General features: G+C 41.9%; 36 protein-coding genes. 32 read left to right on the forward strand and 4 right to left on the reverse strand.

Annotated elements, in window-relative coordinates; genetic code table 11:
• The first annotated feature begins 2 nt into the window (after window positions 1-2).
• The 22 genes from QUA74_RS10685 (at window position 3) to QUA74_RS10790 (ending at window position 13,331) form a co-directional block, all read left to right on the forward strand.
• Window positions 3-377 (forward strand): hypothetical protein, encoded by a 375-nt coding sequence (locus QUA74_RS10685; RefSeq protein ID WP_333327906.1) that lies wholly within the window; start codon window positions 3-5, stop codon window positions 375-377.
• 127 nt (window positions 378-504) lie between these two features.
• Complete coding sequence (locus tag QUA74_RS10690) at window positions 505-870, forward strand: hypothetical protein (protein ID WP_333327909.1); 366 nt, start codon at window positions 505-507, stop codon at window positions 868-870.
• A 70-nt stretch (window positions 871-940) separates the two neighbouring features.
• Window positions 941-1,366, forward strand: a complete 426-nt coding sequence (locus tag QUA74_RS10695; RefSeq protein WP_333327913.1) for a hypothetical protein — start codon at window positions 941-943, stop codon at window positions 1,364-1,366.
• Window positions 1,363-1,659, forward strand: coding sequence for a hypothetical protein (locus QUA74_RS10700; protein ID WP_333327916.1), 297 nt, complete (start codon window positions 1,363-1,365; stop codon window positions 1,657-1,659). Before QUA74_RS10695 ends, QUA74_RS10700 begins: the two co-directional genes overlap by 4 nt.
• A gap of 209 nt (window positions 1,660-1,868) precedes the next feature.
• Entirely contained in the window at window positions 1,869-2,312 is a 444-nt protein-coding gene (locus QUA74_RS10705; RefSeq protein ID WP_333327919.1) for a hypothetical protein, read from the forward strand.
• Between the two features lie 176 nt (window positions 2,313-2,488).
• The gene (locus QUA74_RS10710) at window positions 2,489-2,896 is read left to right on the forward strand and encodes a hypothetical protein (protein ID WP_333327922.1); all 408 of its coding nucleotides are present in this window, start codon (window positions 2,489-2,491) and stop codon (window positions 2,894-2,896) included.
• A 221-nt stretch (window positions 2,897-3,117) separates the two neighbouring features.
• Window positions 3,118-3,417, forward strand: a complete 300-nt coding sequence (locus QUA74_RS10715; RefSeq protein ID WP_333327925.1) for a hypothetical protein — start codon at window positions 3,118-3,120, stop codon at window positions 3,415-3,417.
• Window positions 3,418-3,600: 183 nt separating this feature from the next.
• Window positions 3,601-4,110 (forward strand): hypothetical protein, encoded by a 510-nt coding sequence (locus QUA74_RS10720; protein WP_333327928.1) that lies wholly within the window; start codon window positions 3,601-3,603, stop codon window positions 4,108-4,110.
• An 86-nt stretch (window positions 4,111-4,196) separates the two neighbouring features.
• On the forward strand, window positions 4,197-5,609 hold the full coding sequence (locus tag QUA74_RS10725) for a phospholipase D-like domain-containing protein (protein WP_333327930.1): 1,413 nt from the start codon (window positions 4,197-4,199) through the stop codon (window positions 5,607-5,609).
• An 85-nt stretch (window positions 5,610-5,694) separates the two neighbouring features.
• Window positions 5,695-6,294 (forward strand): alpha-ketoglutarate-dependent dioxygenase AlkB, encoded by a 600-nt coding sequence (locus QUA74_RS10730; protein WP_333327933.1) that lies wholly within the window; start codon window positions 5,695-5,697, stop codon window positions 6,292-6,294.
• 75 nt (window positions 6,295-6,369) lie between these two features.
• Window positions 6,370-6,966, forward strand: a complete 597-nt coding sequence (locus QUA74_RS10735) for an SLOG family protein (protein WP_333327936.1) — start codon at window positions 6,370-6,372, stop codon at window positions 6,964-6,966.
• A 66-nt stretch (window positions 6,967-7,032) separates the two neighbouring features.
• A complete protein-coding gene (locus QUA74_RS10740; RefSeq protein WP_333327939.1) occupies window positions 7,033-7,296 on the forward strand; it encodes a hypothetical protein in 264 nt (87 codons plus the stop codon).
• 127 nt (window positions 7,297-7,423) lie between these two features.
• Entirely contained in the window at window positions 7,424-7,903 is a 480-nt protein-coding gene (locus QUA74_RS10745; protein WP_333327942.1) for a hypothetical protein, read from the forward strand.
• Between the two features lie 85 nt (window positions 7,904-7,988).
• A complete protein-coding gene (locus QUA74_RS10750) occupies window positions 7,989-8,444 on the forward strand; it encodes a hypothetical protein (RefSeq protein WP_333327945.1) in 456 nt (151 codons plus the stop codon).
• A gap of 74 nt (window positions 8,445-8,518) precedes the next feature.
• Entirely contained in the window at window positions 8,519-8,974 is a 456-nt protein-coding gene (locus QUA74_RS10755; RefSeq protein ID WP_333327949.1) for a hypothetical protein, read from the forward strand.
• 303 nt (window positions 8,975-9,277) lie between these two features.
• Window positions 9,278-9,910 (forward strand): HNH endonuclease, encoded by a 633-nt coding sequence (locus QUA74_RS10760; protein ID WP_333327952.1) that lies wholly within the window; start codon window positions 9,278-9,280, stop codon window positions 9,908-9,910.
• A gap of 111 nt (window positions 9,911-10,021) precedes the next feature.
• Entirely contained in the window at window positions 10,022-10,777 is a 756-nt protein-coding gene (locus QUA74_RS10765) for a hypothetical protein (protein ID WP_333327955.1), read from the forward strand.
• Window positions 10,778-11,110: 333 nt separating this feature from the next.
• On the forward strand, window positions 11,111-12,037 hold the full coding sequence (locus QUA74_RS10770) for a DUF5131 family protein (RefSeq protein WP_333327958.1): 927 nt from the start codon (window positions 11,111-11,113) through the stop codon (window positions 12,035-12,037).
• 86 nt (window positions 12,038-12,123) lie between these two features.
• On the forward strand, window positions 12,124-12,354 hold the full coding sequence (locus tag QUA74_RS10775; RefSeq protein WP_333327961.1) for a hypothetical protein: 231 nt from the start codon (window positions 12,124-12,126) through the stop codon (window positions 12,352-12,354).
• A gap of 147 nt (window positions 12,355-12,501) precedes the next feature.
• Entirely contained in the window at window positions 12,502-12,696 is a 195-nt protein-coding gene (locus tag QUA74_RS10780) for a hypothetical protein (RefSeq protein WP_333327964.1), read from the forward strand.
• Window positions 12,697-12,840: 144 nt separating this feature from the next.
• Window positions 12,841-13,104: a hypothetical protein gene (locus QUA74_RS10785; RefSeq protein WP_333327967.1), complete on the forward strand. Its 264-nt coding sequence runs from the start codon at window positions 12,841-12,843 to the stop codon at window positions 13,102-13,104.
• A gap of 2 nt (window positions 13,105-13,106) precedes the next feature.
• Entirely contained in the window at window positions 13,107-13,331 is a 225-nt protein-coding gene (locus QUA74_RS10790) for a hypothetical protein (RefSeq protein ID WP_333327970.1), read from the forward strand.
• 21 nt (window positions 13,332-13,352) lie between these two features.
• On the opposite strand, the gene QUA74_RS10795 is transcribed toward QUA74_RS10790, so the two are convergent.
• Window positions 13,353-14,423, reverse strand: coding sequence for an IS630 family transposase (locus QUA74_RS10795; RefSeq protein WP_333327972.1), 1,071 nt, complete (start codon window positions 14,421-14,423; stop codon window positions 13,353-13,355).
• Window positions 14,424-14,456: 33 nt separating this feature from the next.
• Here QUA74_RS10795 and QUA74_RS10800 point away from each other — a divergent pair, with 33 nt between their 5' ends.
• The 9 genes from QUA74_RS10800 (at window position 14,457) to QUA74_RS10840 (ending at window position 18,602) form a co-directional block, all read left to right on the forward strand.
• On the forward strand, window positions 14,457-14,666 hold the full coding sequence (locus QUA74_RS10800; protein ID WP_333327976.1) for a hypothetical protein: 210 nt from the start codon (window positions 14,457-14,459) through the stop codon (window positions 14,664-14,666).
• Window positions 14,667-14,711: 45 nt separating this feature from the next.
• Window positions 14,712-15,032, forward strand: coding sequence for a hypothetical protein (locus tag QUA74_RS10805; RefSeq protein WP_333327978.1), 321 nt, complete (start codon window positions 14,712-14,714; stop codon window positions 15,030-15,032).
• Between the two features lie 30 nt (window positions 15,033-15,062).
• Window positions 15,063-15,314, forward strand: a complete 252-nt coding sequence (locus tag QUA74_RS10810; RefSeq protein ID WP_333327980.1) for a hypothetical protein — start codon at window positions 15,063-15,065, stop codon at window positions 15,312-15,314.
• Between the two features lie 87 nt (window positions 15,315-15,401).
• The gene (locus QUA74_RS10815; RefSeq protein WP_333327983.1) at window positions 15,402-15,767 is read left to right on the forward strand and encodes a hypothetical protein; all 366 of its coding nucleotides are present in this window, start codon (window positions 15,402-15,404) and stop codon (window positions 15,765-15,767) included.
• Window positions 15,768-15,776: 9 nt separating this feature from the next.
• Window positions 15,777-16,766, forward strand: coding sequence for a hypothetical protein (locus QUA74_RS10820; protein WP_333327986.1), 990 nt, complete (start codon window positions 15,777-15,779; stop codon window positions 16,764-16,766).
• A gap of 59 nt (window positions 16,767-16,825) precedes the next feature.
• A complete protein-coding gene (locus QUA74_RS10825; protein ID WP_333327988.1) occupies window positions 16,826-17,335 on the forward strand; it encodes a thermonuclease family protein in 510 nt (169 codons plus the stop codon).
• A 6-nt stretch (window positions 17,336-17,341) separates the two neighbouring features.
• Window positions 17,342-17,962 (forward strand): hypothetical protein, encoded by a 621-nt coding sequence (locus tag QUA74_RS10830; RefSeq protein WP_333327991.1) that lies wholly within the window; start codon window positions 17,342-17,344, stop codon window positions 17,960-17,962.
• 11 nt (window positions 17,963-17,973) lie between these two features.
• Window positions 17,974-18,294: a hypothetical protein gene (locus QUA74_RS10835; protein WP_333327994.1), complete on the forward strand. Its 321-nt coding sequence runs from the start codon at window positions 17,974-17,976 to the stop codon at window positions 18,292-18,294.
• 41 nt (window positions 18,295-18,335) lie between these two features.
• Window positions 18,336-18,602, forward strand: a complete 267-nt coding sequence (locus QUA74_RS10840) for a hypothetical protein (protein WP_333327997.1) — start codon at window positions 18,336-18,338, stop codon at window positions 18,600-18,602.
• Window positions 18,603-18,756: 154 nt separating this feature from the next.
• Here the strand turns inward: QUA74_RS10840 and QUA74_RS10845 are convergent, their stop codons facing one another.
• Both QUA74_RS10845 and QUA74_RS10850 read right to left on the reverse strand, forming a co-directional pair.
• Window positions 18,757-19,008, reverse strand: a complete 252-nt coding sequence (locus QUA74_RS10845; RefSeq protein ID WP_333328000.1) for a hypothetical protein — start codon at window positions 19,006-19,008, stop codon at window positions 18,757-18,759.
• Window positions 19,009-19,122: 114 nt separating this feature from the next.
• Window positions 19,123-20,976 (reverse strand): hypothetical protein, encoded by a 1,854-nt coding sequence (locus tag QUA74_RS10850; RefSeq protein ID WP_333328002.1) that lies wholly within the window; start codon window positions 20,974-20,976, stop codon window positions 19,123-19,125.
• Between QUA74_RS10850 and QUA74_RS10855 the strand changes: the two genes are divergently transcribed.
• Window positions 20,975-21,106, forward strand: a complete 132-nt coding sequence (locus tag QUA74_RS10855) for a hypothetical protein (RefSeq protein WP_333328005.1) — start codon at window positions 20,975-20,977, stop codon at window positions 21,104-21,106. The genes QUA74_RS10850 and QUA74_RS10855 overlap by 2 nt on opposite strands.
• A 117-nt stretch (window positions 21,107-21,223) precedes the next feature.
• On the opposite strand, the gene QUA74_RS10860 is transcribed toward QUA74_RS10855, so the two are convergent.
• Window positions 21,224-21,646: a hypothetical protein gene (locus QUA74_RS10860; protein ID WP_333328008.1), complete on the reverse strand. Its 423-nt coding sequence runs from the start codon at window positions 21,644-21,646 to the stop codon at window positions 21,224-21,226.
• Between the last annotated feature and the right edge of the window lie 217 nt (window positions 21,647-21,863).

A 21,863-nucleotide genomic window follows, 5' to 3' on the forward strand; every position in this document is an offset into this window, starting at 1 on the left:
AAATGCAAAGAATCAATTTCGGTGGAATTCAAGCTGAGGTTTTGGCGTTGTCCCCGCATCAAAGCTATTTTATCTTCCGGTTATCCGATCGAATTGCTCTCAAAGGCATTTACACAAGCCAATTTACTTGGGATGAAACAACGGATAATCTGACAGGTTTTCTATCAAAACGCTTTGTCCTATATGTGGGTGTGTACACTTACCCGGAAGCCGAAGTTATCAAAGACAAAATTACCCAAGCTGGCGGAACTCCCAACAGAGATGTCTTTGTTTCGAGGTTTGTACGTGGCTATCCCTATGAAGTGAGAGCGATAGGGCTTTCTCCTGAATATCTTGTGCAGACTCTACAGCATTATCCTCATCCTCATTCTGCTTAGCTATACCTACTGAAATAGAAACATCAGAAACACTAGCAATCACAGAAACGGAATTGAAAACTGTTTCTAAGGTTGTTAGTGTTTGCTTCGCTTTGAAGTGTTGAGTTGTTTAGTCAGGGGCTGAATCATGGACAAAATCAATTTCGCAGGCGTTGAAGGTGAAGTTATTGAAACCTCGCCACACGGTAGTTACGTTGTAGTAAAATTGAGCGATCGAATTACCATTGTCGGTACAACAAATAATCAATTTAATTGGGAAGAAATGCCCGATGCTGCTTCAGGATTTGAATCTTTCATCACCTACATAGGTCTACGATCGACAATTGAGGCTACTAAATATCTAGCTGTTGTAGCTAAAGTTGGCGGTTACACAGTTAAGAAAGAAGCAGAACCCAGAAAAGCTAAGCGTGTTAAAGATTTCCCGTTGGAAATTAAAGTACGTGGCTTAACTCCTGAGTTTGTTGCTGAAGTAATTCGTTGTAAGCAAAAATAACTGTCTTAGTTTCTCCTCACTCACTGAGGAGAAACTAACCTAAATCTAATTCAATCCATGAGCAACTGAAATGACTGATACAACTGACAGAATAGTTTACGACTTAATTCAACGATTTGAAGTCGTTGACGGTGTACCTCAATTGGTATCTAGCCAAATCCATTGCATCGAAGGCGGGACAAGTTTGTTTTCGATCGCAGAGTCTTGGATAGCAAAGAATACCAAATTAGAGCGATTCAACAAACAGCAATACGTTGCTTACAAAAACAAAGGCGACAGAAGATATCAACTGGTACTAACTCCTAGAGCTAGTTTTCTTCAGGTATCGTTTGCACCGTCTAGTCTCAGTGGCAAACTTCACTTTGAAACTGAATGCGATTTGCTGTTCCCTTACGCACTCAGGGTGGCGATCGATAACCAAGAAACTCTCATCCAGCTTCTCAATGACCTTTTCTATACCAGTAACACCAAAACTAACGAGAGAACAAAACAATGATGCAAGTAGATACACAAATTGAAACTGATCAGAAAACTCTACGCCTGCGTGATGCGTTCCGGGTGCTCGCATGGGAGGTTTTTGACACAAATCCTCAGATTCGTGAAGATTTAGACCAGCGTTACACCAGATTCTACAGTCGCTGGAGACATAGCAAGATTCGATCGATGGATTTGAATCAACTTACTCTATTAGCAGCAGAAAGAGGTTTCTCGATCGAACAACTGTTAACTATCAGAGAATGCTACTACTCCATTGCACAACCTTATCCAGATACTTTTGCTGATGATTAACCGTTGATTTAAAGAGTGATTGATGATGGCAAGTTTATCTTTCCATCATCGATGATCGAAAGAGAAGAACTCCAGTAGTTTTTTTTGTTAGGGTCGCTTCGCGATAAGGAAGTGATTTTTAATGGTTGGTAATTCCAATGAAACTACTAAAGAAACAGATCCCAAACCTTGAGCTTTTTCGCGATTATTGCCGTAGCTTAATTCCACTAATGAAGCTTAGCCATTCAACGCTGACTACTCGGCGGCTAGAACTTTGGCTTTTTAACGAAGTACATCTAGGCAACGGCACAGTAAAACCAGCTTACTTTGACGATCGACTCTATAACTTCTGCCAACGAATCTACCCTGGCAGTAACATAGGCTTGCTTACCTACCACGGCTCTGAGAGAGGAGGCAGCAGTGGCTTGATCCGACCTCACAAAGATCACGGTTACGCAATGCCCAAAGCAGTAAGCATAAACCTTGGCGAAGCTGAATTTGCGATCGATGGCAAACTTCATAAACTGAGTGACGGCGATCTCTGCGAATTTAACTGCAAGCTTACCCATTCAGTACCACGAATCCTTACCCCTGAACGCTTTTCGCTGGTACTTTGGACTTTGAACGAGAAGAAAGGCTACAAATCGCAGATGGTAGAGCCGATCGACTGGTAGACAAAGGCTGCATACAAGAATTGTGTCTTGTATGCAGCCTCATTTTTGCCAACTCAATTTAATAGGAAGAAAGAACCCCAGCAGTTTTTCTGTTAGGGTCGCTTCGCGATGGGGAGATGAGAGAGGTTTTCTGCCTGTTTCCAAAATAACTGTACATTACACCAAAGGAAATTATCATGGCTATTGTTTTCATGTCCAAGACTGCCAAAAAGCGTAGTTTATTGCTTGATGCGCTTCGTATTCTTGCCTGGGAAGAATACAAATCTACTAACAAAGAAATACTCAAAGATCTCCAGTATGGCGGTTATGCTGTGTTTGACGCAGAATGGAAGGATGAAAAACTTCATGACATGACGTATGAAGAACTTATCGCTTTCGCCAAAAGTTTAGAGTTTACCGAGGTAGAATTGTTAAGCATTCGATCGACCTATTATGCAAAGAAAAACAATTCTTCGGGTGCTACTACGACTGCTACTTCTACGGCTACGGCTACTGCTCCTCCTACTCGGAAAGTCAACGATTCATCTGCTAATACCAATGTTCCTGTTCCTCCCGAAGAATTTGATGTTGGCGATTTGTTTTAGCGTGAGTTAGTTCATAGCTCATGTTGATGATGAAGAGTTTATCTTTTCATCATCAGCGAATGGTAAGATTAAGTTAAATATTTTGGATTCGTTTCGATCGAAAGTGTTTGACTTAATCTACTAATCGGTCAATGAAGAAACAAGGGTGAAGTTAACCGTTTTGTAGGGCTTCGCTATAAGGGAGTGAGTTAGATTTTCTGTACTTTACTTAGAGGTTTATCATGGCTATCAATATCTTGACCAAATCAGAGAAAGAAGCGTCTAATTTGCGAGATGCAATTCGTATCATGGCTTGGTCACAGTTCAAAACTGAAAATGATACCGATCTAAAAGGCTTAGATTTGTATGAAGTTTTCAAGCGTGACTGGGAAACGTACAAGATTCATACAATGGTTCTGCCAGAAATCCATAAGTTCGTTAGTGACCTTGGATATACGCCAGATGAATTGATGCAGATTCGTACTGAATATTATGCCAACAAGAAAGAGTACAACAACAACAATAGAACTGATGATTTCTAATCAGGTCATTTAGTACCGATCGCTAGCAAAGAAAAGCCTCAATATCTGTAATGGATATTGGGGCTTTGAAATTAAGAGAAAGAGAAAGAGAAAGAGCGAGGTGAAGATTTTTAGTGAGGGTGCTTCGCGATGAGGGAGTGAGCTGTAGTAATGCAGCTCCCTGTCGTTATTTAGGTATTTCTCATGGCTAATTTAGTAGAATCTTTGGTATCGATCGTTATTGCTGGTGAATTGGCAGCTATTGGATTGTTAGGCGCTACTGGATTGATTGGTTATGCAAAAGTCACAGCAGCCCATGTTCAGTTAGTCCAAACAGCGAAGCAAAGCAGATACGACGCAATTGTGAATTATGGCGAAGTAAGAAGTGTAGCAATTTTCACAGGCGAAAAAGCAGCAATTGCAGAGTGTTTGAGTGGAGTTTGTGGAGCTAAAATCCCATTACCTAGCGGAGTAAACATCAAATCAACTTTTAGAGGCATTGATGCGAAAGTTGCAGGCAAAGCAGGCAGCAATGTAGCAACCTTGATTAGTTGGAGTAGCGAAACCAATAGCGGAATTGGTGGCAGTTATGGCCAGCATGGAACTATTACTTTTAGCCACCCCTGGACAAGAAAGAAATTTTGTTTAGTTAGAGGCGGAGCTCATGGCAATCTGGGCGAAGTTGTGATTAAGCAAGATAAGGAGTGTAAGTAGCAAAGACAAAGTAGAAGAAAATCTCTAGCACCAGCTAGAGATTTTTTTTTAGACCCACGTAAACATTATTTATCACCTAAAAAATCATGAACAAGAAAATTGTCGGTTTAGCAGCTTTAATTCTCGCTGGTTTCGCTTCCTGTCAACTCATGAAACCAAAATCAATAGAAGAAATTCCCGCAGCTCCAGTCATCAAAGCATTGCCTCAAGATCCATCACTTCAGGTTTATTTCAATCAATCTCAGACTTCTAGCTACACTGAGCCATATCGTCAGGTCACGCGATCGGGCCATGATTTGGAACAGCTCATGGTCTATTCCATCAACAGTGCTCGCGAGAGTGTCGATGTCGCAGTTCAAGAACTTCGCTTGCCTCGGATAGCGCAAGCTCTAGCGCATCGTCATCGCTCCGGCATCAAAGTTCGGTTGATTATCGAAAATCTTTACAATCGTCCAATTGCTCTTTCTCCCTCACAGGTGAGAGCATTGCCTAAGCGAGAGCGCGATCGCTATGCTGAACTCGTTCACCTTGCAGATACCGATAAAGATGGTTCACTCTCGGATGCCGAAATCTCCAGCGGTGATGCTCTGGCGATCGTTCGTGAAGCAGGAATCCCGATGATTGACGATACCGCTGACGGCAGCAAAGGCAGCGGATTGATGCACCACAAGTTCATTGTCATTGATGGCAAAACTCTCATCGTCACTTCAGCCAATTTCACGACCAGCGACATTCACGGCGATTTCAAGAGCGCCGAAAGTCGGGGCAATCCCAACAATCTGCTGAAAATGCAAAGCCCGGAGCTGGCAAAAGTTTTCAGTGAAGAGTTCAGTCAGATGTGGGGAGACGGCCCTGGTGGAAAGCCAGACAGTAAGTTTGGTGTCAAGAAAGCGATTCGTCCGATCGCCAGAGTTTCTGTTGGCGGTGCAACTGTCGCAGTTCAGTTCTCGCCGGCGACCGCGAAAACTCCCTGGCAGCAGACACCGAACGGATTAATCGATCGGACTTTAGCCAGTTCATCCAAGTCCGTCAATCTGGCGCTGTTTGTGTTTTCTGCCCAGCAGTTGGCAGATACACTTCAAGCCAAGTCTCGAACCGGAGTTGGTATCAGAGCTTTGGTTGATTCCAGTTTTGTCTACCGTCCCTACAGCGAAGCGATGGACATGATGGGCGCTAGCCTACTGGAAGGTTGCAAGTTGGAAGTCGAAAACCGTCCCTGGAGTCAGCCCCTGGCGACGGTCGGAATGCCAAAACTTCCTGTAGGCGATCGACTGCATCACAAGTTCGGTGTTGTTGATGGTTCCAAAGTCATCACCGGTTCTCACAATTGGAGTGAAGCTGCCAACCGAGCAAACGATGAAACTCTGTTGGTTGTGGAAAGTGCCACGGTCGGCGCTCACTTCGAGCAAGAGTTCGATCGAGTCTATCAAGGCGCAATCCTCGGTCTGCCACAGCGCATCAAGCAGAAAATGGATTCGCGCCAAAGTCAATGTAAATAATAGAAAAATCTCCAGCGCAGGCTGGAGATTTTCTGTTAGGGCGCTTTGCGCTAAGAGGTTGATTTCTAACTATCAAAAAAAAACTATGTTGCACCTCAAAAATTACTTTTCCCCGATCGAACAAGAACAACTTGTTCAGCTAGCTCGCAAAGTTTGTGAAGTTTCCCCGATGATAACTCCTGTGATGCCATCAGGCCATAAGTTCAACTGTCAGATGACTAGCTGTGGCCCCGTAGGCTGGACCAGCGACTTAGCTGGCTATCAATACAGTAAAATTCATCCAGTTACTAAAAAGCCGTTCGCAGCAATGCCGACAGAGTTGACATTATTAGCTAAAAAACTAGCTAATTTAGTTGACGAGCCTGATTATCGTCCTGACACTTGCTTGATAAATTATTATCCAGCAAATAACAAAAGTAAGTTAGGCCTTCATCAAGATAACAGCGAGTCTAACCTCAAACCAGCTATTATCAGTATCTCGATCGGTGATGACTGTGTATTTGCGATCGGCACAACCAACCGCAGAGATCCAGTCCGCGAGATTCTTCTCACAACCGGCGATGTGCTAATCATGCACAAAGAGTCTCGCCTTGCCTATCATTCCGTGAAAAGAATTATCGCAAACTCTTCTAACATTTTGAAGAACAATGGTCGATTGAATTTTACCATTCGCCAAGTTTATTAGCTACAGAAATTAGCTACAGAAATAAGTAATGCTTCGCGATGAGTTGTTGATTCTTTTTCAGAGAAACAACAACTCATGGCAACAAGCAATATTCCAGCGTTACTTCAGCGTGTCGATCGAACTCTAAACCGCGAAACTCAGTATAATTTTCAAGAACCATTTGAGCCGAAAGAATACAACACAGCAATGATTACTGGACATCGCTGGTTTGAGTATGACATTAAAGTTGACAAACTTATTACAATGGCACTCAACCAAGGCGTGACTAAATTCTTCTGTGGAATGGCACTCGGTACTGACCAAATTGCAGCAGAGATTTTAATTCGCAGAAAACTGAAATGGACAGCCGTAATTCCTTGCGCCGATCAACATAAGCTATGGAAACCACGCCAGCAAAGCCATTACAAGAAATTGCTGGCACAGGCTACAGAACAAAAATGTCTTTATCAGACCTATAGCACTGGAGTTATGCACGCTCGGAATCAGTGGATGGTCAACCGATCGGACATTTGCCTAGCTGTTTTTGAGGGCGATCGTTACGGGAGGGGAGGTGGAACTGCCTCAACTTTCAAGATGGCGCGTGCTCGTAATCTGCTCATCTATCAATACATCCCTTCTGAATCTCGGTTCCTAATTCTTGAACCTGCTCACCGTCAGTTAAGCCTCTTCTAGCTGTTTTTCGGCGCTTATCTCCCCCTTATCAAGGGGGACATCTTACCAACCACAACAGAAACTAACATGAAGAAAAAAGTAGTGATGGCGCATATCCACAATCGGATCAGCAAACTTGCCAAAGGTGCGATCGAACGTGGAGATATTACCAGTTGCGATCGCATCTCCGACGGCTCCTATTTGATCAAGCGAATTGACAAGACTGACCGACCACAGACTACCAAATATACTACTGTCGCTGCTGCTAGTCTCCTTCATCTTCTCAATTCTTATGCTAAAGCTAATCCCACAATAGCAACAGCAACAGCAGCAGAAACAGAACCAGTTTAGAGACAATCGCACTTCCACAAATCAAAAACAAAAAGTACCCCTCGTCACGGCTTCGCCGGGGGGTACTGATTTTCTTTCTATCACTCTGTCCAAGAATCTGTCAAACAATCTGTCAAAGGTAACAAATATGTCCATCCAATCTTCGACTACTTTAGCACAAACTGTTCAACAATCAGCAAGAGATTCTAATTCTGAAACTGTTGAGACTTTAGTTCCTGAGAAAGCCTATGACCGAATGCTTCTAGAAGCGATCGGCAAACTTATCAATCTCAATGAAATCGTCGAACGGCTTCAGGCTTTGGATCATCACCAGTGCAGTTTGTTTACGCCTGACCAAGTTAAGTTTGCCTTCCTCAAATGGATTGAGCATCATCTTGAGTCGATCGAAATGCAGCCGGAATGGTATCTTAACAACGATTTCAAACATTTCGATCGACATCTACCGTTCAATCTGTTACAAGATGCTGTCGAACAAGAATATGATCTTGATGCTGTTTATGGAGAAATCGGCGATGCTCATGAAGCTGGATTGTTCGATAATTCGGCGCTTGAAGATGAGTTTACTGGCACTCCACAACAAGCAGCATTTAATGCTTTAACTTGGTAGCCAAAGGATAGATAGAGAAAGCGGTTAGCGCAGGACTAACCGCTTTTAGATTCAGTTTCAGGTATTTCCACCCCACAATTCTAACATGAAACATCTCCAACGCATTGCTGAAATTCGCAACCAAATTGAAAGATTAAAAGTTGAAGCTGAAGCGATCGAACCTGATGCTATTCTTGAAGCTTTCGAGATTATTGAGTCTAACAAATCTCGCAAAAACATAGTTTATAACGACGACAATGCAAAAATCGTTATCCAACTCCGCACTCGCTACGATGACCAAAACGTTAGTGTCGTTCGGCTTGATGAGGATATCAGCCGTGAATACGATAAATTATGTCGATCGAATGCAATCCCTATCGAAAACAGTCAAGCTTACATTAATGATTTGAAAGAAATGCTTGCTGAAGCAGAAACAAAACATGAAACGCTTCTCAGTTCTCCGTACTTAGAAATGTTAGAGAAACAGCGGGCGCTCGCACTTAAGAAAACTGAACATAAAGTGCCAGCATTAGCCGTTTATGTTCACTACCTAAAGCGTTAAAATAAACCTAAAGCGATTGTCCTCTCTTATTGTGCTTCGCTTTAGGATGTTGATCCCAACAACTATTTTGTACAATGACAATAATCACTGTCAATCAATCCAGTTTCCAGGTAGAGCCATTTCTTCGTTACAAAGAAAATCGAGTCAAAGGACACTTCACCTTAGAAGGTCTAGAATTTCCATCGCTCAATATGGCGATCGTAAAAATCAATAGCCGAATCTTAAAGATTAATTCTGTAGTGTTGCCAATGACAGAAGTCTGGGGATTTGTCATCAATGATTCTGGCGGAACACTCTCAACTTTCCTTACTGCACAGACAGAAATTCCCCCAATCGAACCTGAGAAAATCTATGAATTAGACTTTCTCCCGTTTAAGTCTCAGCTAGGGAAAGGCTTCATGTTAAACACTTTTCCTCGTAATCCGAGCAATGATCATGAGAAATTTGGACTAAAAATAGCTCACGATATTCTCAATTCTGCAATAGATTACTGTCGTGATGAAAGATTGAATGAAATCCAATTGAATTAACTTAGTAATTTTGATTGCTGTTAGCCGATCGATCGCCCCCAGCAATCAAAACTTACGGTAAACTTAATAGATAAAGCTAAAGCTATTGTAGTGCTTCGCTTTTAATTATTGAGCTTATTTTTCACAGAAACTTAACCAGAAACAAAAACAGAAACAGAAACAAATCCCAAAATCAACCAGAAACAAAATCATGAAAAACCCAATCATTGTTGACGGATTCGCTTTTCGCATTCCTACAATCCCCAGCCGTTACAGAGCCAATTGCAGTAAGGAATTTTCGGTGATGCTATGACTACTCGCGGTTTGACAGTCAAACAACGAATCGAGAGCCACATAATTTCAAGGAACGGCTGTTGGATAACTGACTACAAAGGTGGATGCAGCAGACCCAAGATTATCATCAACGGTAAGTCATATCAACTTGCCCGTGCAGCTTATGAAGCTTACAAAGGTGCAATCCCTGAAAAGATGTGCGTTTGTCATACTTGCGACAATGGACTCTGCATCAATCCTGACCATCTTTTTTTAGCTTCTCAGGTTGATAATATAGCCGATCGACAGCAGAAGAACCGTCAAGCAAAAGGTTCGGTTGTAGGTAATGCTCGACTCACTGAATCTCAAGTTGAAGAAATTCGAGATTTGTTAGCTGAAGGTAAACTTACCACCCGACAAATTGCTGAAAAATTTGGGGTTTATGCGTCAGTGATTTCTGCTATTAACACAGGCAAAATCTGGAGTCATGTCGAAGGAATTGGAGCTAAAATAAACACAAGAAGAGTTAATGCAAAGCTTGATGAGACCAAAGTAAAGGACATCAAAAAGTTACTTTCTCAAGGAATGAGTACAAGTAAAATCGGTAAATTATACGGTGTCGGGAAATCGACGATCGCAGCAATTTACCAAAATAAAACTTGGACTCATGTAAATCTAGATTGATTGTAATGCTTCGCTCTGAGATATTGAGTTCCTTTGATTTTTAGTCAAAGGAACTTCAATGAAACAAAAACTGAAACTAAACCACAAACTCAAGTACCAACGAAAACTAAAATGCAAAACCCAATTGTCATAGATGGATTCGCTTTTCGCATTCCTACCATTCCTAGCCGTTACAGGGCCAATTGCAGCCGCGAATTCGGAATGTTTGTTACTGGCGAAACCAAAGGAATGAACAGCAGTAAAGCCGAGAAAGCTGGCTTGACCCGTGGTGAGTTTGTTGAGATGGCAATTTGCGCGATCGCACAGAAAACGCTAACTTTCAAGCCTCACTATGAAAATGAGCAATTTACCGAGGTCTGGGGAATCCCAGTCGCCGGAGGAATGAAGACTCATTTTCATGAAAAATGCTCTGAGTTAAGCACCTTTCTCATTCACCGCCAATCTCAGGACAAGATGAAAGGCTTGGTCGAATGTTTTGGACGAGAAGCCTTCAATTCTTGGGTTGAAGAAGGTATGGAAGGCGATCCGAATGAATATGCAGTGAGAAAAGCATCAGAAGCTTATTTCTCAAACATTTTCCGGTTCCAGATGGTGCAAAGTGAAGGCAATTATGGCCCTTACTACTACTTAGCCGTCACGACTCGTCCGATCGCAAATCCTTTTGAAGAAGCTGCCGTCAAAGCTGCTCGGATGATTTTTGAAGATGACCAGAAAGGTTTGACTCATTGTACCGATCCTCGACTCATTGAGAATCAGGCAATGTGCTTAGGTTCTGCTGCTTCTTCTGGTTTAGCCATTGCACCGGGTAATGGCGCTGCTGAAGTCATTGAAGCTGAACAGCCAGTCAAGCAACTTAAAGGTAAATAATCTGTGCTGAGCTGGGAATAATCCTGGCTCAATCAGATTCTTGGTTCACTTTAGTTCAGTTTAGTTCAGTTCGATCGTTTGACTCATAGCGATGCGCTACGCGCCCGCAAGCTACGAACTGAAACCACTCTTCTGTCAACACTTCGATGCGCTTCACACCCGCCAGCTACGAACAGATGGAGCCGATGGAGATTGCAGTATCTCAAATCAATCAGCCAATCCGAAGCCAACATCAGCTAATCCTCGGCTTCTCCTATATACACATACGCGCCTTAATTAACGCAAGCGATACGCGCGTATTAGTGCGTGATAAACCTCAACAATCTAAAAAACATGAGCAATATTCAATGGACTGGCATAACTTGTAATCCCATCCATTTGGTCAAAGCCGATGGCAAACACGGCGGACACTGGTGCCACAAAATCAGCCCAGGATGCCTTCATTGTTATGCTGAAACAATGAATCTCAGCAACTACTTTGTCTTTGCCAGTGGCTTAGCCTACAGCGGGACAGTCCCGGTCAACATGGTTTTCTCTTCAATCATCATGGAGAAACTGGTGAGAATGAAAAAAGGTGAACGAGTTTTCGCCTTCTCCATGACTGACTGCTTCGGGGATTGGGTCAGCAACGATATGCTCGATTTAGCTTTTGCTTATATGGTGGTAGCGTCCCAGCATACCTTTCAAGTTTTGACAAAACGCCCGGAGCGGATGCCGGAATATTTTCGATCGGCAAAAGAACCCATCAGAAAACACGTTGAGGATTTGAGACGACAACTCAAGCTACCCCCGGCAGAGTTTGTCTGGCCGATTCCGAATCTCTGGCTTGGCACGACGATCGAAAATCAAGACTCTACTAAAAGAATTCCTTACCTTTTAGAAACAGAATCAGTAGTTTGGTTTCTGAGCTGTGAGCCGTTACTAGAACGGGTAACGATTAAGAAAGAATGGCTAGATCAAATCGACCAAGTAATTATCGGCGGTGAATCCGGGCTCGGTGCGCGTCCTTGTGACCTCGATTGGATTCGATTCATGGTCAACCAATGTCAAAGTGCTGAAGACGTGGCGATATTTGTCAAACAACTTGGCTCAAACCCCATCATCAGCGCCTGCTATATCGACGGAGTAGCAACTACTTACCAAAAACTGAAGCTCAAAGATAAAAAAGGCGGGACGATCGATGAATTTCCCGAAGATGTGAGATTTCGTCAGTTTCCTGTTCCGAGACTCAAAACCTTGCCGTCTTCTTTCTGTCTCTAATCCTGCCTGAGAAAAAACCTCTGACCTGCGCCAATAGTTTGTCAGAGGTTTTTATTTCAGCTACTGCCTACAATCTTTCAACAAATATGGTACTCACAAAAATCGGCGGACAAAAAATCGCTGCTGGAAAAATTGGAATTTCTGTTGAAAAATATCAAGAAAATCTGAAATCTGGTTTGAAATGGTGTTTTGCCTGTCAAAGCTGGTTGAAGCTTAGCTTGTTTAATCAGAGCAAAAATGCGCGCGACGGCAAAGATAACCGTTGCATAAGCTGTCGTAGAGCCTTCGATAATAAAAGGTATCAGTCTATTCCGTAGCTTGCGGGCGCGTAGCGCATCGGAATAAGTAAACCCCGAGGCTTTCCCCCTAAACCCGGCAAAGATGGCGACAAAAACCAAGCTCGCAACCGCGTAAACTATGCAGTCTCCCGCAATAAATTACCGCGTGCACGTAATATCCCCTGTGTGGATTGCGGTCATTTAGGAGACGATGGCGTACCGCCCCGCAAGCTACGACTCCATGAGTATGATCACCATAAGGGCTACGATGCCGTCAACCATCTAGAAGTCGAATGTGTTTGCATTCCCTGCCATGTCGATCGAGAACGGCAACGGAGACAGGAAAAGCAATATCACAAATATGTCAGTCCTGCTAAATAGTGCTTCGCTGTAAAGTTGTAAGTTTTGTGGACAAATAATATGGCGATTCGCATTCCTAACAAAAATGGTAAGTTCCCTGACTCTGACCCTGATCCAGAACCTAAGTCAGAGTCAGAGCCTTCTAATTCAAAGCCAAGGGAATCAATGTTCGCGAAATTTACGGCGAAACTATCCTGGGAAATCAATAATGTTGAGCCTGAGTTGGATGAACTGTTTCCTTATTACAAAGACTACTGCTACATCTTTCTAACTCCTAACTGCGATGAAGGGTATGTAGGAGAAGGCTATGGAATCTATCGAGATTGCTTGGACAAATACGATGAAATTGGTCGGCGGTTGGCAAAAATGTGGCCGATCGAACAAGTAACCGAAGACAAAAAAATTAATCACAACAGTCGAGGTAAATAATTATGGCAATTCGCATTCCGCATAAAAATGATAAGTTCCGTGAGCCTGATCCTGAACCAGAATCTAAATCTGAATCTAAATCTGAATCTTCAGGTTCTGGATTTGATGTAGACTTAGTATTTCAGGAATTAACAGCTAAACTTCGCTGGGAAAAGAAACATATTAAGCCTATATTGGGTGAACTGTTCCCGTCCTATGGCGACACCTGCTATAGCAATCCTAAATGATTTTCTATATCTAGAGCAATCCTAAATGATTTTCTGTGCGTAAGTATATTGACGTATTTTGGGAAAATCAAATTTATGTTCGTTAGTAAAAAACTCAAATAAAAATTTGACAATCTTAAAAGACCTACATAAATACCAATACTTTCTTAAAAAGTTTTTAGCTTGTAACCAAATATCTTCAACGGGATTCTGTTGGGGAGCATTGGGAGCAAATAAAATACAAGTAATTGACCAATTCTCAGGTTCTTTGTCACCATTTAGTTCTAATAAAAAGTCTCTAAATTCGCCATATTTATGATAACTAGCTCCATCCCAAATCAAGATAATCTTGCGATTTTTATATTTATTTTGTAAGTATTTTATGAATTTAACTGTTGATTTTCCATCACCAGATGGATGGCTCTGAATATGGAATTCTTTGCTTTGATAATTGAGGGCGCCAAAATAAGTTTGTCTATCTTTTTCATTGGTAATGGGGACTTCTATTCTGATTTTTGATTGACCCCAAACATAACCAGTTAAATCACCATGAAGTAGATGACATTCATCTAAAAACAATACTATTATTTCCCCAGATTCTATACCCTCTTTGTTTTTAAATAAAATATCGTTAATTTCTTCCGTCTTTTTTTTTACCAGTTCTTTATCAAATTTAGGATTGGTTTTTTGAGTTTTTTTCCAACTAATTTTCGCCCGGTCGAAAAGTTCATAGTAACTCTGTTTTGATTTATATGTCACACCAAATTCTTGCTCTAAATAAGTAACCAACTCATCTAAATTCCAATATTCTTTATTCTTTAACCACTCGATTACTTCAGTATTTTGTCGAGCTGTTAAATACCCTTTTGACCCTTTATGTCCTAGTTTGATTCCGGCGATGCCTTTGGTTTTAAATTGTTTTTTCCAATAACCAATAAAAAAATTACTTACACCTAAAATTTCGCTGATTTCATTGTAGATCTTACCTGAGAGCGCCATCCTTACAGCTATTGCTCGTTTGAGTTCTCTGGCATCGATATCGCTTTTAATGAAAGATTCTAATTGGGCTATTTCTTTTTCTCTATCTTTTTGTTGCAGTTGTAAGTTATCCATTTTTTTATGGTCACAATCAAGTATTGCATATAATTGTATCATAGTCTTGATAATGATTTAGGATTGCTATATATCTTTTTAACGTTTGGATGTGATGAAGGATATGTGGGAAAAGGTTACGGCTTTTACCATTCTCGTACCGAACAATATGATGAGATTGGTCGGCGGTTGGCTCAGTTATGGTCGATCGAACAGCTAACTGAAGAGAGAAAAGTAAATCATTACAGTCGTGGTGCTAGGTAGCCAGTAATGCTTCGCTGTAGGGTAGTGATTTCTAGGAACAGTAATATGTCACTACCCTATCTCACAAAAATCGACGATTCCAATGATTCTTTTATCCATCCTTCAGCCATTCAATACAATCGACCAGCGGTAAAATTAGCTAACCGACTACGTTGGGATAAATTAAATATTGAACCGGAGCTACAAAGACTTTTTCGCTATTACCGTAACACCTGTTGTCTAGCAGACAGAACCCAGGGCTTTGAAGCTGCTAAGTCTCCCGAAACTTATGATAAAATTGGCAAACTTTTAGCGCAAATGTGGTCGATCGATCAGCTTACAGAAGTGAAGCAATTGAATTATTACAGTCGTAGAGCTTCGCTGTAGAGTGGGAGTCTTTTAGCTAATCGTTGACGAATGAACACTCAAAGTTTAGAACTTTTGGGACAAAACACCCAGCAACAGTATGAAAAACTGACAGCGAAAGCTTTGTTTGAAACGGAATATATTGAGCCATATTTAGGCTCAATATTATTCCCTTATTACAGTCACTACTGCATCATCTCGGTATTGGGCATCAACTATTCTGATAAACAGTTTGGAATTTTTGATAACGGTTGTCATGCCGATCGGTACGATCGAATTGCCATGCTTCTCAAAAGAATTTAGAAAAGTTCTCACAAAAAGTGACTGTTACATCGCGCTTGTAACAGTCAATTCCATCAGTGAAAACACCAAATCAATTATACCCTCATCATGCAAGTATTTCTCACCGGAACCGAAAGACTTGATAAAATGAACGCGGAAATGTGGACGCGAATTCATAATATCACCAAGCTAAATGCTACCATCTTGATCGGGAACTATCGCGGATTTGATCAACTAGCTTTAGCGTTTCTAAATATTCTGGAATATCCTAACGTTAAAGTTTATGAAACTGGAAGCGATCTAAATTTCGGATATCCAATCATTGATGCAGGTCGGTATCCAGCACAAGATATTGAAATGAGTCGAGCGGCCGATTATATGTTGGCAGTCTACGACGGTCTAAGTTTTGGAGTTAAAGCCAACTTGAGAGGGATGCCACCGCAGAGAACTCGAATCATTTACGTTAAAATTTGAAGCCAAATCATGAAACTAAAATCAATCATCCTTGACGAAAAGAATCCTAACCGCGATCGTAGCCTGAAAAGGTTTGATGAACTCTACAAAGATTTACTCAAACAAATTCGGGGCGATCGCACTTACAAGATGCCCCCGAATTACATCACTTGGCATACTTTGACCGGAATTCTTGCGGTAGCTCTGTCAAGTTGCGGTTCTGAATATGCCAAAGTTGATATTTCTGCATTCATCCATAGCTACCGTACGTCTCTTTGGTTTATCAAAGATGCTCCTATTTATTGTCTGACTGAGCAATTAATTGAAGCATTCGATAACACAGATGCACTTGCTAAACCTTACGTGCTTAAGGATTGGCAACCATCGTTACCTACTTTTCTGCTAGCCATACCCAAAGGCTTAATTAACACGCCCGAGGGCGGTGAAGTAGATTATCTGACAATCTCTTGTAGTTCTTGTGACTTTCCTGAATGGAATTCCGGCAAATGGCATAATATCGAGATTCAACCATTTTCCCTAGATCACGATCGATATTTCCAGATTTGCACAGTTGATTCTAATGAAACTGTTTGGACTTCTGGAACTGCTGTTAACTGTGATGGTACTTTGATTTACGATGAAACTGAGAGTGTTGGCAAACATATTATCTCAAGTGAAGACAGAGTATTTCTTCAACGCATCAGAAATCTCGCAATCAATGTACTTTTGACTATGGAATTTGCACCATCCTTATTGACGAGTGTGACAGATTCCGACATCAAAACAAAAAGCAAGGGATTCAAACCGATCGATCGGAGTTCTTCTAATATAAAATATCCGCGTTGGCTGGGCAAAAACTATCAAAAATTCTCGGTATTATCCGCAGAAAAAGGAACTCATTTATCTCCGTATAGCCACTGGAGACAAGGACATTGGAGGGTGTTAGAATCAGGTCATGGTAAGCGCTGGAGAGATAGTAAACGGCTTTGGATTCAACCTGTTTGGGTAAATCCACAATAGCAGTTCATCAGCCTTAAAAGTAAATTACAATAAATAAAATACTTCCGAGGCTGAACCCCATGATTACTCCAGGGACTACATATAACTGTTTTTCTAAATTCATTTTTGATGGTGATACTTTAACTCTCGATTTTCGAGGTGCTGATTTACGAGTTCGACTCCGCTGGATAGATACTCCTGAAGCTCAAAGACCGGGAGTAACTAGCACAGACCCCAGAGTTCTTAAACATTGGGAATGGGCGCAAACGGCAAAAACTGCATTGATGAATATGGTGGCAAATAAACCGATTATTGCCATTCCGATCGAGAAAGACCAGTTCGATCGCTGGATATGCGACTGTTACTTTGACAAAATTTCAGCAGCAACAAATATCCAGATTCTTCAATGCAAGAGCGGAATGGGGGTAAGTTTCCTCCCATATAACCGCTTTGCTTACAACACCAGAGAGTTGACTGTACTCCGAGGAATTATTACTGAAACTGCCAGTGCTAACCGTAAGAAATTAGGTCTTTGGTCACAGCCTGACCTAATTCTTCCTAACGAGTTCAAAAAATTAACCTTATCCTGAAAAACTATGAAATTAGCTGAACGAATTGTCAGATACATGGAAGCCAAGAAATATAGCTTGGCTCGGAAACAGGGAGAAAAAAACATCATTTATGTGGAAGGGATGAACCCGAACGGAACCCTTAACGCTGATACTCCCAACCATTTCAACGATGCCCGACTGATTTTAGGATTCCGGGATGGACTGCCGACGATCGAAGGCGCTTGGGAAGCGACAACCGAACCAGGCTATTACTACACCGACAATCCCATGAACCCTAATGGAGCTGCCAGAATTGCTTTTGGGCAGTATCGAGCTTGGCAAGTCGGTCTACATGGTTACTCTCACCCCCACGAAGCTCTTATCCAAGTCGGGCTGGTTAAGGTGCACCGCGACTGGAACAGGGACATGATGAGAACCGGTGATGCGATCGATGAGGGTTACTTTGGCATCAACCAGCATCATGGGTACGGCCATCCTAAGAATGACATTCACACAGCCGGAGCTGGATGTTTCGTCGGTCACGATATTGAACAACACTTTGACTTCATGGATTGTGTTAAGTCTGACCCAAGATACAAACATGACCCCGAATTTATCTATCCGACAACTATTATTGCAGGGGATAAATTGTTTGCTCCTATCTAATTTATGCACAGATGAAACAAGAGACTCTTGACTATATTGCTGCTTCGATCGGAACTGTTGCCATCATTTCTACCTATATTTTCTGGTTAGCTTCTCGCCAAATTAAAGATAGTTTAGTTCGTAGAATCGACCAGTTTACCTATGATCTAACTAAAAAACAAGAGAGTGACACGATTACTGCCGGGTACAAAATGCGACGCTGGCAGGATATGAATAAACTTCGAGACATTACTTTGGAATGCAGAATCGAAGCTATTGAACACAAACTACAAATCGCTGCCTGCACTATTATTGAATCGATCGAAAGTCATTTTGACGATGATAAAGACTGATACTTGATAAAGACTGATACTTCTGAACTCAATCAAAAACGATGAACTTAAGATTTAGAAAGCCTACTATTGATCAATTAGACCTTATTTCTAGTATTTTAGGAACGATCGCTGGTGTTGCAGAATTACTTGTGGCTACTGGCAAAATTAGTAATGAAGATGGTCAGTTAGTCGCTGGCTTTGCATTAATTGCCTGGGGATTTTTTAGTAATAAAGCACCTCGGACTCCCAAAAATCGACAGCAACAACAGCAACCATATTTACGGTCAGAGCGTCATGAATTATTAGTGAATGAGCTGGGAGAGTAATAGTATTAGTAAAACTCCGATTAATCCGCACAAAATACCGAATAGAAAAATCGTCAACTGATTCATAAATCTCACTCAGAATCTCATAGTAAAATCAACTTAACATGATTTTACTATGAGATTTCTTTTTTGGTTATGGATTACGGATTACGAATTACGGATTATTCATTTTTTCCGCGATAACCTTCAGAGTTACTGCTGAACCAGCTACTATACCGAGAATTGCTCCAGCGGTAAAACTATCTACTGGATGTACCAACTTTTGCTGTGCGTAAACTTGAGCTGTTCTCTGTGCATCTTCTGCTAATTCTTTGGCAACATCTGGAACAATTTCGACTGTTGCTAATACCGATGCTGTCAATGTTCCTGCCAAAAATACCGATTCGCCTGGTGTTGGTTTACGCATTTTGTCTCCTAATTCTCTCTTAGTTTTGGTTGACTGATTGTTGAAATTGATTATCGATCGTTTATTCGATGTCGCTACGCGACCCGCAAGCTACGAATAAAGGATCGATTCGACTTAACTCTTTTCCAAGTAATCCTTGAATTTAGCTATCAGTGAAGGTGTGCCATGTTTCATTACGAGGTATTGAAAACATCTTTTACCTACATCTGAATAACTTTTTGGCTTCCGCCTCCCTTGGGTGAAACCCAAACCAACCTGAATGAGTTTACTTGGACTTTTATATTTATCGGATAATTTCAAAATGCGCTCAAAAAGTGCTGTTTCTGACTCATTTGGCAGTAATCTTGCGAAATCTTCGGCATCCCAGATAACTGGATAATTCTCTCTGTGTAAGGGTTCTGGAGTTATCTCAGGTTTGATAACATTATCTAAAGCTGATAATTTCTCACTTGAGTTATCTGCTGAATTATCTGGCAAATTATCTGCGTTGGGAATGCCTTGCGATCGATGTAATTCTATTTGTCGATCGAGTTCTTCAGTGGTTGATTCGGCTAACCAATAATCCCACGATACTGACTGATTTAATGCACGATTTAGTTTGTCTATGTCCGATGTTACTTCAGGCTCTATCTCAGATTGTAGCTCAGTTTTTGTGTTTTGGAAGCTAAGGTTTAAATCAGGTTTCTGGTTCACTTCTGAATTACTAATAACTTGATTGTCAGACTCGGAACTAAAGCCATTAAATAACTCATAGACCCATTCAGGACGTATCCAGTATGGCGAAATAGAAATAGGCAAATCTTTGATGCACTCTCCCTCTTCATCTTTGATACCCGAAATAGTTCCTTTGAACAGTGGTTGATATTTACTGTCCGATCGTAACTGAAGTTTGATGACTCCAGAGTTAACCGATTTACTGAAACCGTCGCCCCCGCCGAAAGCAGCGTTAGTATCATTGTGAGCAATAAAGATGGGCGCTTCTTTGCCTTTGCGAGGGTCGCCAACAACTTTTCTGGTTAGTTTGCTGGCAGGTTCCGCCGTACCTTCTTCAAAGCCATATTGTGTCATTTCATCAAAGATAGAGGTCAGCCAATCATCTTTTAGAGTTCGGACTTTGAATCGATCGTACATAGCGTTAAGTTGTGCGCCAACTTCATCAAAGTTTTGGTTTGCGCCGTAGCCGGAAACTCCCAGTTTAACCAGAGTTTTCCAGCACTCATCATAATTTTGGTGAAAGTGAGGGTCGGCAATCGAAATGATTTTGTGACCATATAAATAATGCCGGCACAGTGCTAAAAAAGCTGCGAAGTAACTTTTAAAGCTACCCATATCCCCATAAATTAGGATGGGTTTGTGCATCAGTTGTGCGATCCAGCCTCCTTCATGCTCCTCAATCAATTTCAACAGCTTCGATCGGGCAGCAGCTATATATTCCGCTCTCTTCTCTTCTTCAGTTTTCTCTCTTGCCACACCACCAGGCACACTATCAAACACAGAATCAGAAACAGAATCTATTTCTGTTTCTGAGTGAGAATCAAAATCTGTTTTTGTTTCTGAGACTGGGGATTGTGAACTTTTGAGAAGATGCTCAAGAATTTCAGGGTGATCGTGAGCCATGACTCGGACAAAATTCTGCTGAGTCTCCGCTTTGTAGACCTCAACCGAGGCGTCGGCCCGAAGCTTTTCTTTGACTACTACCTCCTCAACTAGGACATCCGTGAGGGCGGAATTAACAGCAGCATCAAGCGCTTGTTGTTTCAGTCGCTGCTCAAACTCCCAAAGCTCTTGCCGTTCAAGTTGTTCCTTCTGTTTCTGGCTATCCTTCCAGCCGAAATATCCGCAGCCGAGCGCAGCGATCGAACTGGCTTGCCGAACTCCCACCCAGCGATCAAACGGAAGAGGTATCAATGCCAAACCGAGACAGCAAAATGCTCCGAAAAATGACCCGACCGTTACCCTATTACCCATGACTGATGACTCCTATCCTTTACCCAATCCCCAATACCCAAAATCCAATGCCCAAAATCTAATGCCCGATGCCATGCCCGATGCCCGATGTCTGATGCCCGATGCCCGATGTCCGATGACTGATGACTGATGACTGATGACTGATGACTAATGACTGATGAGTGATGAGTGAGGAGTGATGCCAAAACTTAAAATCTCCCTGCTGCTGACTCAAACGACTACAGCCGTACCAATAGGGAGGTAAGTGTTATTTACTACCCGCACCAATGATCCACATCGCGACAATGATAAAGATTGCGATCGCCACACCATGCTGCCAGGTCAGGAGATAATACAAATCCCAGAAGCAGAGAATGCCTCCGATTCCCAGTGCTGCACCGCCCGTTCGCCAGAGTCCGAGATAAGAGCGATCGCCTGGCAACATGAAAAACAGACTGAGAGAGCTGATGACTATCACCACAATCCCTAAGAAAAGATGCGCTTTTGAGAACCGGAATAAATTCGCGATGCCGATACCGATCGCAAAATTCACTACCAAAAATTGCCAGTTGTTGACATTCTTGAGGTGTTTCAGTTGCGCTGACGGCTTATAGACGATCGACTCTACTTGTGGCTGTTGTTGTACAGCAGGCTTCTGGTTTTGCGGTAATTGTGGAGGTTGTAAAAACATGGTTGGTGCATTTATTGAAGATTTTGCCGTAGAGCAGACAACAATTGGGGCAAATCTCGATATTCTGTATTGCCGAAGTTTCAGCAACTACTAAATATCCGTAAGGGTTGGGTACTTTTATTCCCGGTTTATGGTCATCTGTCGTTACCCAGCCTGTATTTGTCGTAGCAGCAGTGCCTTTGGTGTAATCGATTGAGCTGACGACTTTGAAAACGTG

It is taken from the genome of Microcoleus sp. LAD1_D3 (genome assembly GCF_036702135.1).
In the GTDB taxonomy this organism is placed as follows: domain Bacteria; phylum Cyanobacteriota; class Cyanobacteriia; order Cyanobacteriales; family Microcoleaceae; genus Microcoleus.

Coding starts and splice junctions, on each gene's coding strand:
- QUA74_RS10685 (WP_333327906.1), top strand. CDS start 3: ATGCAAAGAATCAATTTCGGTGGAATTCAAGCTGAGGTTTTGGCGTTG.
- QUA74_RS10690 (WP_333327909.1), top strand. CDS start 505: ATGGACAAAATCAATTTCGCAGGCGTTGAAGGTGAAGTTATTGAAACC.
- QUA74_RS10695 (WP_333327913.1), top strand. CDS start 941: ATGACTGATACAACTGACAGAATAGTTTACGACTTAATTCAACGATTT.
- QUA74_RS10700 (WP_333327916.1), top strand. CDS start 1,363: ATGATGCAAGTAGATACACAAATTGAAACTGATCAGAAAACTCTACGC.
- QUA74_RS10705 (WP_333327919.1), top strand. CDS start 1,869: ATGAAGCTTAGCCATTCAACGCTGACTACTCGGCGGCTAGAACTTTGG.
- QUA74_RS10710 (WP_333327922.1), top strand. CDS start 2,489: ATGGCTATTGTTTTCATGTCCAAGACTGCCAAAAAGCGTAGTTTATTG.
- QUA74_RS10715 (WP_333327925.1), top strand. CDS start 3,118: ATGGCTATCAATATCTTGACCAAATCAGAGAAAGAAGCGTCTAATTTG.
- QUA74_RS10720 (WP_333327928.1), top strand. CDS start 3,601: ATGGCTAATTTAGTAGAATCTTTGGTATCGATCGTTATTGCTGGTGAA.
- QUA74_RS10725 (WP_333327930.1), top strand. CDS start 4,197: ATGAACAAGAAAATTGTCGGTTTAGCAGCTTTAATTCTCGCTGGTTTC.
- QUA74_RS10730 (WP_333327933.1), top strand. CDS start 5,695: ATGTTGCACCTCAAAAATTACTTTTCCCCGATCGAACAAGAACAACTT.
- QUA74_RS10735 (WP_333327936.1), top strand. CDS start 6,370: ATGGCAACAAGCAATATTCCAGCGTTACTTCAGCGTGTCGATCGAACT.
- QUA74_RS10740 (WP_333327939.1), top strand. CDS start 7,033: ATGAAGAAAAAAGTAGTGATGGCGCATATCCACAATCGGATCAGCAAA.
- QUA74_RS10745 (WP_333327942.1), top strand. CDS start 7,424: ATGTCCATCCAATCTTCGACTACTTTAGCACAAACTGTTCAACAATCA.
- QUA74_RS10750 (WP_333327945.1), top strand. CDS start 7,989: ATGAAACATCTCCAACGCATTGCTGAAATTCGCAACCAAATTGAAAGA.
- QUA74_RS10755 (WP_333327949.1), top strand. CDS start 8,519: ATGACAATAATCACTGTCAATCAATCCAGTTTCCAGGTAGAGCCATTT.
- QUA74_RS10765 (WP_333327955.1), top strand. CDS start 10,022: ATGCAAAACCCAATTGTCATAGATGGATTCGCTTTTCGCATTCCTACC.
- QUA74_RS10770 (WP_333327958.1), top strand. CDS start 11,111: ATGAGCAATATTCAATGGACTGGCATAACTTGTAATCCCATCCATTTG.
- QUA74_RS10775 (WP_333327961.1), top strand. CDS start 12,124: ATGGTACTCACAAAAATCGGCGGACAAAAAATCGCTGCTGGAAAAATT.
- QUA74_RS10785 (WP_333327967.1), top strand. CDS start 12,841: ATGTTCGCGAAATTTACGGCGAAACTATCCTGGGAAATCAATAATGTT.
- QUA74_RS10790 (WP_333327970.1), top strand. CDS start 13,107: ATGGCAATTCGCATTCCGCATAAAAATGATAAGTTCCGTGAGCCTGAT.
- QUA74_RS10795 (WP_333327972.1), bottom strand. CDS start 14,423: ATGGATAACTTACAACTGCAACAAAAAGATAGAGAAAAAGAAATAGCC.
- QUA74_RS10805 (WP_333327978.1), top strand. CDS start 14,712: ATGTCACTACCCTATCTCACAAAAATCGACGATTCCAATGATTCTTTT.
- QUA74_RS10810 (WP_333327980.1), top strand. CDS start 15,063: ATGAACACTCAAAGTTTAGAACTTTTGGGACAAAACACCCAGCAACAG.
- QUA74_RS10815 (WP_333327983.1), top strand. CDS start 15,402: ATGCAAGTATTTCTCACCGGAACCGAAAGACTTGATAAAATGAACGCG.
- QUA74_RS10820 (WP_333327986.1), top strand. CDS start 15,777: ATGAAACTAAAATCAATCATCCTTGACGAAAAGAATCCTAACCGCGAT.
- QUA74_RS10825 (WP_333327988.1), top strand. CDS start 16,826: ATGATTACTCCAGGGACTACATATAACTGTTTTTCTAAATTCATTTTT.
- QUA74_RS10830 (WP_333327991.1), top strand. CDS start 17,342: ATGAAATTAGCTGAACGAATTGTCAGATACATGGAAGCCAAGAAATAT.
- QUA74_RS10835 (WP_333327994.1), top strand. CDS start 17,974: ATGAAACAAGAGACTCTTGACTATATTGCTGCTTCGATCGGAACTGTT.
- QUA74_RS10840 (WP_333327997.1), top strand. CDS start 18,336: ATGAACTTAAGATTTAGAAAGCCTACTATTGATCAATTAGACCTTATT.
- QUA74_RS10845 (WP_333328000.1), bottom strand. CDS start 19,008: ATGCGTAAACCAACACCAGGCGAATCGGTATTTTTGGCAGGAACATTG.
- QUA74_RS10855 (WP_333328005.1), top strand. CDS start 20,975: ATGACTGATGACTCCTATCCTTTACCCAATCCCCAATACCCAAAATCC.
- QUA74_RS10850 (WP_333328002.1), bottom strand. CDS start 20,976: ATGGGTAATAGGGTAACGGTCGGGTCATTTTTCGGAGCATTTTGCTGT.
- QUA74_RS10860 (WP_333328008.1), bottom strand. CDS start 21,646: ATGTTTTTACAACCTCCACAATTACCGCAAAACCAGAAGCCTGCTGTA.